The organism is Streptomyces sp. DSM 106670 (assembly GCF_055792845.1).
In genome coordinates this window covers 188,905-201,053 of the sequence record NZ_CM147704.1, presented here as the reverse complement: position 1 = coordinate 201,053, position 12,149 = coordinate 188,905, and the positions used below count along the sequence as shown (strand labels likewise).

The 12,149-nt window shown below is 71.7% G+C and carries 13 protein-coding genes; 7 read left to right on the top strand and 6 right to left on the bottom strand.

The genetic code is table 11. The annotated features are described in order from the left end of the window. Positions 1–11 precede the first annotated feature (11 nt). Entirely contained in the window at positions 12–971 is a 960-nt protein-coding gene (locus ACSMXR_RS00925; protein WP_473172496.1) for a D-2-hydroxyacid dehydrogenase family protein, read from the top strand. A gap of 27 nt (positions 972–998) precedes the next feature. Here the strand turns inward: ACSMXR_RS00925 and ACSMXR_RS00920 are convergent, their stop codons facing one another. After that, a complete protein-coding gene (locus tag ACSMXR_RS00920; protein WP_218527190.1) occupies positions 999–2,114 on the bottom strand; it encodes a baeRF3 domain-containing protein in 1,116 nt (371 codons plus the stop codon). Positions 2,115–2,231: 117 nt separating this feature from the next. Between ACSMXR_RS00920 and ACSMXR_RS00915 the strand changes: the two genes are divergently transcribed. Genes ACSMXR_RS00915 through glsA form a run of 3 tightly spaced genes read left to right on the top strand, consistent with a single transcriptional unit; the run spans position 2,232 to position 4,710 of the window. Further along, the gene (locus tag ACSMXR_RS00915; RefSeq protein ID WP_473170960.1) at positions 2,232–2,726 is read left to right on the top strand and encodes a DUF1269 domain-containing protein; all 495 of its coding nucleotides are present in this window, start codon (positions 2,232–2,234) and stop codon (positions 2,724–2,726) included. A 58-nt stretch (positions 2,727–2,784) separates the two neighbouring features. Further along, a complete protein-coding gene (locus ACSMXR_RS00910; RefSeq protein WP_473170959.1) occupies positions 2,785–3,348 on the top strand; it encodes a hypothetical protein in 564 nt (187 codons plus the stop codon). Positions 3,349–3,360: 12 nt separating this feature from the next. Beyond that, positions 3,361–4,710: a glutaminase A gene (gene glsA / locus ACSMXR_RS00905; RefSeq protein WP_137231133.1), complete on the top strand. Its 1,350-nt coding sequence runs from the start codon at positions 3,361–3,363 to the stop codon at positions 4,708–4,710. Between the two features lie 7 nt (positions 4,711–4,717). Here glsA and ACSMXR_RS00900 read toward each other — a convergent pair whose 3' ends face one another. Together ACSMXR_RS00900 and ACSMXR_RS00895 are read right to left on the bottom strand one after the other, a co-directional pair. After that, the gene (locus ACSMXR_RS00900; protein WP_473170958.1) at positions 4,718–5,536 is read right to left on the bottom strand and encodes an endonuclease I family protein; all 819 of its coding nucleotides are present in this window, start codon (positions 5,534–5,536) and stop codon (positions 4,718–4,720) included. Between the two features lie 255 nt (positions 5,537–5,791). Next, entirely contained in the window at positions 5,792–6,343 is a 552-nt protein-coding gene (locus ACSMXR_RS00895; protein WP_364886381.1) for a GH25 family lysozyme, read from the bottom strand. A gap of 158 nt (positions 6,344–6,501) precedes the next feature. Here ACSMXR_RS00895 and ACSMXR_RS00890 point away from each other — a divergent pair, with 158 nt between their 5' ends. The 3 genes from ACSMXR_RS00890 (at position 6,502) to ACSMXR_RS00880 (ending at position 9,275) form a co-directional block, all read left to right on the top strand. Next, positions 6,502–6,714, top strand: coding sequence for a hypothetical protein (locus tag ACSMXR_RS00890; protein WP_218527196.1), 213 nt, complete (start codon positions 6,502–6,504; stop codon positions 6,712–6,714). A gap of 128 nt (positions 6,715–6,842) precedes the next feature. Then, positions 6,843–7,997, top strand: a complete 1,155-nt coding sequence (locus tag ACSMXR_RS00885) for a methyltransferase (protein ID WP_381796058.1) — start codon at positions 6,843–6,845, stop codon at positions 7,995–7,997. Between the two features lie 99 nt (positions 7,998–8,096). Next, positions 8,097–9,275: an acyl-CoA dehydrogenase family protein gene (locus ACSMXR_RS00880; RefSeq protein ID WP_473170957.1), complete on the top strand. Its 1,179-nt coding sequence runs from the start codon at positions 8,097–8,099 to the stop codon at positions 9,273–9,275. 72 nt (positions 9,276–9,347) lie between these two features. On the opposite strand, the gene ACSMXR_RS00875 is transcribed toward ACSMXR_RS00880, so the two are convergent. From ACSMXR_RS00875 to ACSMXR_RS00865, 3 genes are all read right to left on the bottom strand, one after another. Continuing rightward, positions 9,348–10,031, bottom strand: coding sequence for a CBS domain-containing protein (locus ACSMXR_RS00875; RefSeq protein ID WP_473172495.1), 684 nt, complete (start codon positions 10,029–10,031; stop codon positions 9,348–9,350). 45 nt (positions 10,032–10,076) lie between these two features. Next, positions 10,077–10,754: a CBS domain-containing protein gene (locus tag ACSMXR_RS00870; RefSeq protein WP_381911079.1), complete on the bottom strand. Its 678-nt coding sequence runs from the start codon at positions 10,752–10,754 to the stop codon at positions 10,077–10,079. Between the two features lie 121 nt (positions 10,755–10,875). Next, complete coding sequence (locus tag ACSMXR_RS00865) at positions 10,876–11,733, bottom strand: universal stress protein (RefSeq protein WP_137231147.1); 858 nt, start codon at positions 11,731–11,733, stop codon at positions 10,876–10,878. Positions 11,734–12,149: the final 416 nt, after the last annotated feature.

Below are 12,149 nucleotides of genomic sequence, written 5' to 3'. Positions count from 1 at the left end.
GAGAGGCCGCCATGAAGCTGCGCTGCGCCGTGATCGAGGACTTCCAGTCCGTGGCCACCACCGTCGTCGACTGGTCGGCCGTCACCGCCGATGTCGAGGTGGTGTCGTTCACCGAGCACCTCGCCACCGAGGACGAGGCGGCCGCCGCCCTGGCCGGCTTCGACATCGTGGTGACCCTGCGCGAGAGGGTGCCGTTCCCGGCGGAGCTGTTCGCCCGGCTGCCCCGGCTGCGGCTGCTGATCGCCTCCGGCATGCGCAACTCCGTCATCGACTTCGACGCCGCCGAGCGGCACGGCGTCGTCGTCTGCGGCACCGCCAGCTCCTCCACCCCGCCCGTCGAGCACACCTGGGCGCTGCTCCTGGGCCTGGCGCGCGGGGTCGTCCCCGAGGCGGAGGCCCTGCGCACGGGCGGGCCCTGGCAGTCCACCCTCGGGGCCGATCTGCACGGCCGGCGGCTCGGTCTGCTGGGGCTCGGGAAGATCGGCGCCCGGGTGGCGCAGGTGGGCCTGGCCTTCGGCATGGACGTGGTGGCCTGGAGCCAGAACCTCACGAAGGAACGCGCCGAAGAGGTCGGCGTGGTCCTGGCCGCCTCCAAGGAAGAACTGCTGGCCGACAGCGACTTCGTCTCCGTCCACCTGGCGCTCGGCGACCGGACCCGCGGCCTGATCGGCGCGGCCGAACTCGCCCGGATGCGCCCGACCGCGTATCTGATCAACACCTCCAGGGCGGCCATCGTCGACACGGACGCCCTGCTCGCCGCGCTGCACGCGGGCTCCATCGCCGGGGCCGCGACCGATGTCTTCGACATCGAGCCGCTCCCGGCCGGCCACCCGGTGCGCACGGCCCCGCGCCTGCTGGCCACCCCGCACCTGGGCTATGTGTCGCGCGCCAACTACGAGACCTACTACGGCCAGGCCGTGGAGAACATCAGGGCGTTCCTCGACGGGCAGCCCGTGCGCCGCCTGGGCTGACGGCCAAGGCCCCGTGGGCGGTCCCGGTCAGTAGCGCAGCGCCGCCGCGATCCGGCCGTACTCCGCCAGTGAACCGTCCTCGACGAACACCACGTCGGCGCCGCTGTCCAGCGCCGCTTCGACCAGCTCGTCGACGATGTCCTCACGGATCGTGCCGTCAGCGGTCTGTGCGCTCCCCTCGGGCACCGGCTCCAGATGCTCGTCGGTCACCTGCACGGCCGCCTGGAAGTGCTCCTCCACCGCGACCAGACCCGCCCGGCCCTCCCGGACGGCGGCCCACACCTCGTCGAGACCCCCGGCGAAGGAGTGCGCGCCCCGGGCGTGGTCGAGCCGGGTCTCCACCTCAGCGGCCGCCAGGCGTACGCCCTCGTCGAGGGCGGGCCGCAGCTCCCGGAGCACCTCGGCGGGCGGCAGATCGGCCGGCGCGCCCTTGGCGACCCGGCCGATGGCGGACCCGGAGCCCGCGCCGACCTCGTCCAGCAGAGCGAGAGCGGGGGCCAGGCCCATCAGATACAGCGGACGCGGATCGTCGGCGAGCACCGCGCGCAGCTTCTCGTCGACGTCACGGAAGAAGTTCCGGGTCTCCTCGTCGGTGAAGGTGCTCGGGGTGTCGCCGATCCGCTCCTCGCGCTGCGGGTTCGGCGGCTCCTTCGGCGCGGTCAGCGGGAAGCCGCCCGTCTTCTCGGGCCGGATGCCGTCGCCCGTGCCGATCCACAGCGTGGCGTGGTCGGCGGCGACGGTCAGCGCCCGGAACGGCCGGGTCTGGGCCTTGGCCGCGACGAGGTTGCGGGTGAGATAGGTGTCGCTGAGCACCACCCGTTCGGGTGCGGTGCGCGGAAGCTGCCAGATCCAGGACTCGTCGGTGGTGGCCAGGAGCACCAGGGAGTCCAGCGCCCCGCGCGGGTCCACCTCGGCCGCCGCCCGCTCCAGCTGGGCCCGGAGAGCCGCCGCGACCTCGCGGCTGACCTCGGGGTCGGCGTCGAGGCGGTGTCCGGCCTCGGCCACCAGGTTCCGCAGCCGCACCGGGTCCTGGGCGTTGTCCGGGGCCTTGCGATGGGTCGGCATGGTCAGGGACAGGGCCGGATAGGGCCGGGTCGCCCGCAGCTCCCGCAACAGGTCGGCGGTCAGGGCGTCCGTATCCATCGTTCCCTCCCGGGGCTCGAACCCGCTCCGTCTGAGCGGATGCTTCGACGAGTCAATTCATACCTTTTGATCCTAATATGAGCGAGTTGTTGCTCCTGGAGTGCGGGAGGTTGCGCGATGTCCACCCTCACGGTGTGGAAGTTCCGGACGGCCGAGGGCGCCGAGAGCGTCGAGGAGGCGCTGAAAGCCCTTCAGAAGGAAGGGCTGATCAAGATCCTCGACGCCGCGGTGGTCAGCTGGCCCGCCGACCGGGCCAAGCCGCGCACGAAACAGCTGCTCAACCTCGTCGGCGCCGGGGCCCTCAGCGGGACCTTCTGGGGCATGCTCTTCGGGCTGCTCTTCCTCATGCCGCTGCTGGGCGCCGCGATCGGGGCGGCCGCCGGGGCGCTCGGCGGGAAGCTCGCGGACGTCGGCATCGACGACGACTTCATCGCCGAGGTCAAGGAGAAGGTGACGCCCGGAACCTCGGCGCTGTTCCTGCTGACCATGAACGAGGTGCCCGAGCGGATCGGCGCGCAGCTGCCCGGCGACGGCGCCGAACTCCTCCACAGCAACCTCGACACCGAGCGCGAGGCGAAGCTCCGCGACATCTTCGGCGACGAGACGGCGTGACCCGCGCACACCCCCTTTCCTCACCCGGATCCCCTCTCTTGGATTGGACGGACCGTCCGTGAAAGCGAACCTCCCTGTGCGCCGGGCTCGCGGCCGCCGCGCCGCCCACACCCTGGCCCCCCTCGCGGCGGCAGCCCTGCTGTTCGCCGGTGCGACGGCCTGCGACTCCGACACCAGCGGCGAAGGCACCGACCGGGGCGTCCACACCCTCACACCCGAGCCGGCGGAGTCGCCCGCCGAGTCACCGAGCCCGCGCACCCAGCAGAGCTTCGCGGCCTCGGTGTCCGCCGAGTCCGAACGCGTACGCCAGGAGGCGGCCAAGCGGCTGGACGAGGTCGAGGGCCGGGGCAACGCGGTCGGCGACGTCTCCGTCAACGGACTGCCGGTCACCGCGTCCGAGGAGGTCCGCAGCGCGCTCGTCCGGATCACCAACCCCACCGACAAGGCCGCTTTCTACGCCGTGAAGGTCGAGTTCGTCGACGCCGAGGACAAGGTCCTGGACACCGTGGTCGTCGGCGTCGAGGACGCGCCGCCGGACCGCACGGTCAGCGTCCAGGCCAACAGCCGCAAGGCCGCCGGGGTGAAGACCTTCCCCCGGGTCGCCCAGGCCGAGCGCGGCTGAGGGGCGGCGCCCATGAGTGCTGCCGACGCGGTGACCGACTCGCTCCAGAACCTGCGCGCCCAGTTCGTGGACGTACGGGACGGGAAGCCGGCCGACTACATCCCCCAGCTGGCCCTCGCCGACCCGAACGCCTTCGGGCTCGCACTGGTCAGCATGGACGGACACCGCTACAGCGCGGGCGAGGCCGAGATCCCCTTCACCCTCCAGTCCGTCTCCAAACCGTTCGTCTACGCCCTCGCGCTCTCCCTCCTCGGCCTCGACGAGGTGAGCCGGTGGGTGGGCGCCGAGCCGAGCGGCGAGGCGTTCAACGCCATCAGCCTCGAACCCGATACGGGCCGGCCCGCCAACGCCATGGTCAACGCCGGCGCGATCGTCACCACCGCGCTGATCCCCGACACCCCCGACGAGCCCGCCTTCGACCGGATCCTGCGCTGCCTCGGCCGGTTCGCCGGACGCGAACTCGACGTCGACGAAGAGGTGTTCAGCTCCGAGTCGGTGACCGGGGACCGCAACCGCGCGCTGGCCTACCTGATCCGCTCCACCGGCACCATGCCCGTCGACCCGGTCCTCGCCGTCGACCGCTACTTCCGCCAGTGCGCGATCCGCGTCACCGCGATCGACCTCGCCACGATGGCCGCGACCCTGGCCTACGGCGGCGTGAACCCGGTCACCGGCGAGGAGGTCGTCTCCGCCGAGGTCGCTGCCCGGGTCCTCGCCGTCATGGCGACCTGCGGCATGTACGACGGCTCCGGAGAATGGCTGCTGCGCGTCGGGCTGCCCGCCAAGAGCGGAGTGTCCGGCGGCCTCATCGCGGTGGGCCCCGCCCGCTTCGGGGTCGCCACCTACAGCCCGCCGCTGGACGCCACCGGCGGTTCGGTACGCGGCCACGCCGCGCTGGAGACGCTGTCGCAGCGGTACGGGCTGCACCTCATGCTCAATCCGGCGCTTCCCGGCTCCACCGTCACCCTCGTCACGACCGCCGACGATCTGCCGTCGGCGCCCTCGGCCGAGCACGAACGGGTCCTGCGCGGGCAGGTCGGCGTCGTCGTCGCCCAGGGGTCCATCGACTTCACGGCCGCCGAACGCGTGCTGTACGCCCTGGACGAGTCCGGTCCGGACGGCGGCTCCGTCGTGCTCGACCTGCACGACGTCACGGCCATCGACTCGGTGGCCCTGGCCATGCTGCACACCGGCCTCGCGCGGCTCACCTCCGACGGGCGGCGCGCGGCGGTCGTCGATCCACGCGATCTGCTGGGTCCGCCCGATGTCGTCCGGCGGGGGACCGGCCAGGACCTGCCGCGCTTCGCCACCCGTGAGGCGGCCGTCGAAGGCTGCGCGCAGGCCCTGGCCGGGGAGGGCTGAGCCGGCCCTACCAGATGGAGCCGACCCACTCGGGGTGGTCGATGAACGGGTTCCGGTTGTGCTGGAACTGCTCGAATATGACGTCGTTGCGGCGCTTCTCGAAGGCGTCCGGCGGGTCCTCCTGGCTCCACTGCTTCAGGACGGACAGCTTGCCCATCTTCGGGGCGGAGCCGTTGTCCACCTGGTCGTTGGGTTCGAGGTCGGGGAAGGAGTCGTCGCCCTCGTAGCGCACGGCCATGTAGAGGATCATGCGGGCGACGTCGCCCTTGACCTCGTCGCGCGGTTCGAAGGAGTCGCCGTCGGTGAAGTTGCCGGGCGCGTTGCCCAGTTCACTTCCGCCGTTGTCGAAGTCCTTGTTGCCGCGGGTGGAGTTGACCTGGACGTCCTCGGGCCGCAGATGGTGGATGTCGGTGCCCGGGCCCGTCGCCGTACCGAAGTCGCCGTGCGACTTGGCCCAGACGTGCTCCCGGTTCCACTGGCCCGAGTTGCCGCCGTTGTCGTTCTTGGACTGGGAGCGCCCGGTGTACAGCAGGACGACGTTGGAGGAGTTGGCGGGATCCTCGTCGGTGGCCTTGAGGGCGTCCCACACCTGGCTGTAGGAGAGCTTGGTCTGGTCGCTGATGATCGTGTGCAGGGCGGATTTCAGCTCGGCTCCGGTCTTGCCGAGCGCGTCCTGGTAGTACGTGTCGTCGAGGGCGGCGGAGGTGGCGGTGTAACGGTCGGGCGCGTCGCCCGCGGGCGCGGCGGCCGCGGTGCCGGTGAGTACGGTGACGGCCGCTACGGCCGCCAGCAGTGGACGCGCGTAGAACGAATGACGACGGGACATGTGGGGTGTCCTCTCCGGAACGCGGGCGTCGCGACGGGCCCTGGGTGGGGGCCTGCGCGGCGGCCGTGCGGTAGGTGGTCAGCCGGGAGCCTTCCACACGCACCGTGCTCCAGGAGTGAACACTCTGTACCTATCATGTGCAGGTCAAGAGTGGGTTGGCCGGAACCGGTAGCGGACGGCACTCCGCCCCCGGCGGACGGGCTCCCGGGGGCGGACGGGGCAGCTGTGCCCGATGTGGTCCGGCGCTGTCGGGTGCTATCCGGCGGCCCAGTCGCGCAGCGCCCGGACCGACGCGAAGTCGGCCACGTTCCGGTCGAGCGGATCGTCGGTGTACTGGTGGATGCGCCAGTCCGCCTCGATGCGGGGTTTGCCCGCGGCGACGTAGTCGGCGATCCACAGCCCGTCGCCCGCGTAGCCGGTGGTGTCGTGGTTGAGCCAGAAGGAGCGGTTGCAGTACAGCAGGACCCGGTGACCGGGCCGCTGCCGCTTCACCTCGCGGATGAACCGGTCCTTCTCCGCGTTGCTCGCCCGCGTCCCGCCGCCGGTCTGTTCCCAGTCGACCGCGAGCAGATCGCCCGCCTTCTCCGGGGTCTTTGCCAGGAAGTACGCCACCTGATCCGCCACGTCCCCCGGCCACAGGAAGTGGTAGAAGCCGACGACGCACTCGGCGTCCCGGGCCCGCTTCACCTGCGCGTCCATACGCGGATTGACATAGGTGCGTCCTTCGGTGGACTTGACGATGACGAAGTCGAGACCGTCCGTGTCGTAGGAGGGCTGGTAAGCGCTGACATCGACGCCGTGGAGCATGGGCACCGCCTCGGGAGATGGAGCAGGAACGTCCCTCTCCTGCCCACTCCCCGGGCGTGCCAAGGGCTGATTCACCCTTCCGGGCAAGAGTCCGCCGGCCCCTCGGATGCGGTGGGGTCCGTGCGGCGCGAGAATTGCCGCAAGGACGAGGAGGCGGCATGAGCGAAGAGCCCGAATCCGTATCCGCGCCGGTGTCCGGGCCGGAGGGCGTCACCCCCGACCGGTTCCTGCACACCGGCGCGAGCGACCGACCGAGCGCGGAGGACCTGGTGCTCGCCTCCGGGCGGGACCTGACGCCCGAGACCCTGGAATGGGCGCGGCGCAAGCTGGCCGCCGAGGGGCGGTCGGCCATCGACAAACAACTGCCCTGACGGTTCCCGGGGGCCCGTGGGAGCACCCGGCGGGCGGTGCGCGGAGCCGTGACGCCGAGGTGAAGGCGGCCGAGGAGCCGGGGAGCGTGTGGGGCGCCCCCGGTTCCCTCGGCTAGCCTGAGTGACATATGAACCGTTTGACGACCTCACAGGGCGCTTTCGAGCTCGCCCGCTTCCCCGAGCACCCGCGCGATCCCTTCCGGGCGTGGGACGCCGCCGACGAATATCTGCTCCGGCAGCTGACGGACCCCGAGACGGGCCCGGTCGACCTCTCGGGGACGGTCGCCGTCGTGGGGGACCGGTGGGGGGCGCTCGCCACCGCGCTGGCCGCCCACCGGCCGGTCCAGATCAGCGACTCCTACCTGGCCCGGCGCGCTACCCTCGCCAACCTCGCGCGCAACGGCCTGGACGCCGACGCCGTCACTCTGCTGTCCTCCCGCGACACCCCGCCGGACCGGATCGACGTCCTGATCGTCCGGGTGCCCAAGTCCCTGGCGTTCCTGGAGGACCAGCTCCACCGGCTCGCCCCGGCCGTCCACTCCGGCACCGTGGTCATCGGCACCGGCATGGTCAAGGAGATCCACACCTCCACGCTCAAGCTCTTCGAGCGGATCATCGGCCCGACCCGCACCTCCCTCGCGGTGCGCAAGGCGCGGCTCATCTTCAGCACCGCGGACACCGGACTGCCGCGTACGCCGAGCCCCTGGCCGTACCGCTACGAGCTGCCCGCCGACGTAGGCCCCGTCGCGGGCCTGACCACCGTCAACCACGCGGGAATCTTCTGCGCCGAGCGCCTCGACATCGGCACCCGCTTCTTCCTGAAGCACCTGCCCACCCGCGGCGGGGCCGTCCGGGTCGTCGACCTGGGCTGCGGCAACGGCGTCCTCGGGCTCTCCGCCGCCCGCGCCAACCCCGAGGCGCACCTCACCTTCGTCGACGAGTCCTACGGCGCCGTCGCCTCCGCCGAGGAGACCTTCCGGGCCGGCGCGCCGGACGGCGCGAAGGCCGACTTCCTGGTCGGCGACGGCCTCGGCGACCTCGACCCGGGCAGCGTCGACCTGGTGCTGAACAACCCGCCCTTCCACTCGCACCTGGCGACCACCGACGCCACCGCCCGCACGATGTTCGCCGGCGCGCGGACCGCCCTGCGCCAGGGCGGCGAACTCTGGGTCGTCGGCAACCGGCACCTCTCGTACCACACCCATCTGCGCCGGATCTTCGGCAACTGCACCACGGTCGCGGGCGACCCGAAGTTCGTGGTGCTGCGCGCCGTCAAGCGCTGACGCCGATCCCCGCGTCCCGGCCCTTCCGGATTCTTGCAACAGGTTCTACTGTGTGCGCCGCCGCACACGGGGACGCCGAAGCGAGACTCTGGAGGGGCCGTGCACCTCGAAAACACGCCTGAGCAGCAGCGGCTGCGTACCGAACTGCGCACCTACTTCGCGACCCTGGTGCCCGACAACGCCTACGCCCGCTACGCGGAACCCGCCGCCCAGAAACGTTTCTACCGCGAGACGGTCCGCAGGCTCGGCGCCGACGGCTGGCTGGGGGTCGGCTGGCCGAAGGAGTACGGCGGCCGGGGGCTGACCCCGATGGAACAGTTCATCTTCTTCGACGAGGCCGCCCAGGCCGGCGTACCGCTGCCGCTGATGGCCCTCAACACCGTCGGCCCCACGATCATGCAGTTCGGCACCGACGAGCAGAAGGCCCACTTCCTGCCCGGCATCCTGGCCGGCGAGATCGACTTCGCGATCGGCTACAGCGAACCGGACGCGGGCACCGACCTCGCCGCCCTCAGGACCCGCGCGGTCCGCGAGGGAGACACCTACCTCGTCAACGGCCAGAAGATCTGGACCACCAACGGCGACACCGCCGACTGGGTCTGGCTCGCCGTCCGCACCGACCCCGACGCCCCGCCGCACAAGGGCATCACCATGCTCCTGGTCCCCACGAGCGACCCGGGCTACTCCTGCACCCTGATCAACACCCTCGCCTCGCACGACACGACCGCCAGCTACTACGAGAACATCCGCGTCCCGGTCTCCCGCCGCGTCGGCGAGGAGAACAAGGGCTGGCGGCTCATCACCAACCAGCTCAACCACGAACGCGTCACCCTCGCCGCCCACGGCACGATGGCGGTCCGCGCCCTGCACAACGTCCAGCGCTGGGCCGCCGACACCAAGCTCGCCGACGGCCGCCGGGTCATCGACCTCGGCTGGGTCCGCGCCCTGCTCGCCCGCACCCACACCCGCCTCGACGCGATGAAACTCCTCAACTGGCAGATGGTCGCCGCCCTCCAGGACAACACCCTCACCCCCCAGGACGCCTCGGCCGTCAAGGTCTACGGCTCCGAGGCCCGCCGGGACGCCTACGCCTGGCTGATGGAGATCGTCGGCTCCGCGGGCGCGCTGAAGGAGGGCTCGGCCGGCGCGGTGCTCCACGGCGAACTGGAACGCGGCTACCGCTCGGCCGTGATCTTCACCTTCGGCGGCGGCAACAACGAGATCCAGCGGGAGATCATCTCGTGGATCGGGCTGGGGATGCCGCGCGTGCGGCGGTGAACGCCCGCGACAGGAAAGCTGGTTGGCGGAGAAGAGAGCGCGGGTTCTGTCCCCGCCCCTCCGCACCGCCGGTCACCGCTGTCCGCCCCGCGATGGCGTGGCGATGTCGTCGATCTCGTGGGCGAGGCGGGTGAGCGACACCGAGACCACGCCGTCCACCATCGCGCACATGCGCTCGATGGCCGGGAGCATGCCGCGGTACGGGACGGTGCCATCGAGTTCCACCTGCCCCTTCCTCACCTCGACGTTCACGGTGCCGGGCGCGAGGTGGAGCGTACGGCCGAGGACGTCCTCGGCGATCTCGCGGCGGATGTCCTCGTCGTCGCGGAGGAAGATCCCCAGCAGGTCCCGGCGGCTCACGATGCCGACGAGCCGGTCCTGGTCGTCCACGACCACCAGGCGCTTGACGCCCTGAACCTCCATGAGACGCGCGGCCTCCACGACCGTCCAGTCCGGACGGGCGCACACCGCCGGGGCCGACATCAGCTCCTCCGCGCGCGTGCCCTCCGTCTTCGCCCGCTCCCACGCCTCCAGCCCCGGTACGGCGGGCAGATCTCCGGCGACGGCCCGATCGGCCGTCTTGCGCAGGAGATCGCCCTCCGAGACGACGCCGATCACCCGGCCGGACCCGTCCACGACCGGCACCGCGGTGACGCGGTGTCGCGACAGCACCCGCACGATCTCCTTGAACGGCGCGTCGCCGTGAACGCTCACCACCTCACGGGACATCAGCTCTTCGATCCTGCGGTGTCGCATCATCCGCTCCTTCCGTGTACGGAACCGGCGTCGTCCGAGGGCGGTTCAGCGCGGCTGCTCCGCATCGAGCGCCGCGTCGTCGGAGGCGTGATCGATCGATTCGTGCAGGGCGACGACTCCGTCGACGGAACGGCACAGTCTGACGATCACGGGTATGTCGGCCCGCTCGTCGACGCGACCGGTCAGCGTGACGACCCCGTCGTCGACCGTGACGCGGAGCGTCTCGGGGGCGAGCCGCAGGGTGTCGGCCAGGACGTCGTGCTCGATCTCGTCCCGGATGGCGGCGTCACCTCGGAGGAACGGCCGCAGAAGATCGGTGCGGCTGACGACTCCGACGAGCCGGCCGGTCTCGTCGATCACGGGGAGCCGCTTCACCTCCTTGCGGTGCATGGTCCTGGCCGTCTCGACGAGATTCCAGCCGGGCTGCGCCGAGACGGCCGGCGAGGTCATCAGGTCGGCCGCCGTCTCCGCCTCGGGAAGACCCCGTTCCTGGGACAGCATGCGGATACCTGCCCAGCGGCCCTCCAGATCGGGCAGCTCCGCGGTGTCCCGCAGAAGATCGGCCTCCGAGACCACGCCCAGCAGACGCCGGTCCTCGTCGACGACCGGCACCGCCGAGATGTCGTGTTCCGCGAGGAGACGCACGATCTCCTTGAAGGGGGTGGCGGGAGAGACGGTGACCACGCGGTGCGTCATCACCTCGAAGACGGTGCGGTGCTGCATGACACTCCTCCTTCGCCGAGCGGAAGTCCCCCCGTCCCACCCTGCTGTACCGGCGCATTCGCCAGGAGTGCCGAATGGGACCCTTCCGGGACCATTGGCCCCCAGGGGCTGTGACCCCCACTCATTCCTGAGGAACGACCGCCACCGGCGCCGGGCTGTGGTGGATGACCGCGTGCGCCACATGACCGATGTGCGGGCCGACCGGCAGCCGACGGGTGCGGCGCCCCACGACAACGAGTTCCGCCTCCCGTGACGCCTCGGTCATCCGGAACGCGGCCGAGCCGGCGACCGCCTCGGCCGTGACGTCGACACCCGGACAGCGCGTCCGCCACGGAGCCAGCAGTTCTTCGAGACCGACACGGACGCCGTTCCCCAGCTCCTCGTTGATGCCCGGGTCCATGGCGGAGGCGAAGCCGTAGGAGGCGGGAGCCGTCCAGGCGCTGAGGAACCGCACCGGAGCGCGCCGCCTGGCCGCTTCCTCGAAGGCGAAGGCCAGCAGCGGCTCGCTGGGCTGCCGGAGATCGACCCCGACCACGATCCCGCGGGCGGAGGGCGCGGTATCCGGGTGCTCCGCGCGCACGAGGACGACCGGCCGCCGGGCCGTGCCCACGACCGCGAGAGAGACCGAGCCGATGACGAATCCGAGGACGCCGAGACCGCGTGACCCCAGCACCAGCAGATCCGCCGCGTCCGCGGCGGCGGCCAGCTCGTCCGCCGCACGCCCGCGCGCCTGCTCGGTGGCGACCTCCAGGTCGGGATGGTCCTTCCGGGCCCGCTCCGCCTCGTCGTCCAGAAGAGTCCCGGCCCGCTCGTACAGCGTCCGGGCGTGAGGGGCCGGGATCTCCGGAGTGTTCGGCCACTCCTCCACGTACACCAGACGGAGCGGGACCTCACGGAGGGCCGCTTCCGCCGCGGCCCAGCGGGCCGCGGCCAGACTCTCGTCCGAGCCGTCCAGCCCCACGGTGACCTGTGCCGTCATCACTGCCTCCTCGTCCGTCGCCGTCGATGACTCCAGGCTGGTCCGGCGCACGACCGCGCGGTGAGGGCCGCTCCGGTCCGTATCGGGGCCGAACGGCCCGGTTCCGTGGAGTCCGTCCGGCCTGCGCTCCGCTGACCCGCTCGGCACTGCGAACCGCGCACGCCGCGCCGGAGGGTGGGGAAGAGGACGCACCCGCGGTCGTCCCAGGACACGGAGAGGTGAGCACCGTGCAGCGCATCCGGATCGCCGCCAGGCCGCGCAGACGCCGCGAGCGATGGCCGCTCGATCTGCGTACCCCGTCGGGCCGCACCCTGCCCTACTGACCCCGGCTCGGCGCCCACGGTCTGCGCTCCGCCGTCGCCGCACAGATCGACCGGCTCCGCGAAGGCGCCCGCCTGGAGGACTTGCCGGAGGCG

Bases quoted from the DNA above. Each gene is read 5' to 3' on its own strand.
- ACSMXR_RS00925 (WP_473172496.1), top strand. From the start codon at position 12: ATGAAGCTGCGCTGCGCCGTGATCGAGGACTTCCAGTCCGTGGCCACC.
- ACSMXR_RS00920 (WP_218527190.1), bottom strand. From the start codon at position 2,114: ATGGATACGGACGCCCTGACCGCCGACCTGTTGCGGGAGCTGCGGGCG.
- ACSMXR_RS00915 (WP_473170960.1), top strand. From the start codon at position 2,232: ATGTCCACCCTCACGGTGTGGAAGTTCCGGACGGCCGAGGGCGCCGAG.
- glsA (WP_137231133.1), top strand. From the start codon at position 3,361: ATGAGTGCTGCCGACGCGGTGACCGACTCGCTCCAGAACCTGCGCGCC.
- ACSMXR_RS00900 (WP_473170958.1), bottom strand. From the start codon at position 5,536: ATGTCCCGTCGTCATTCGTTCTACGCGCGTCCACTGCTGGCGGCCGTA.
- ACSMXR_RS00895 (WP_364886381.1), bottom strand. From the start codon at position 6,343: ATGCTCCACGGCGTCGATGTCAGCGCTTACCAGCCCTCCTACGACACG.
- ACSMXR_RS00890 (WP_218527196.1), top strand. From the start codon at position 6,502: ATGAGCGAAGAGCCCGAATCCGTATCCGCGCCGGTGTCCGGGCCGGAG.
- ACSMXR_RS00885 (WP_381796058.1), top strand. From the start codon at position 6,843: ATGAACCGTTTGACGACCTCACAGGGCGCTTTCGAGCTCGCCCGCTTC.
- ACSMXR_RS00875 (WP_473172495.1), bottom strand. From the start codon at position 10,031: ATGCGACACCGCAGGATCGAAGAGCTGATGTCCCGTGAGGTGGTGAGC.
- ACSMXR_RS00870 (WP_381911079.1), bottom strand. From the start codon at position 10,754: ATGCAGCACCGCACCGTCTTCGAGGTGATGACGCACCGCGTGGTCACC.
- ACSMXR_RS00865 (WP_137231147.1), bottom strand. From the start codon at position 11,733: ATGACGGCACAGGTCACCGTGGGGCTGGACGGCTCGGACGAGAGTCTG.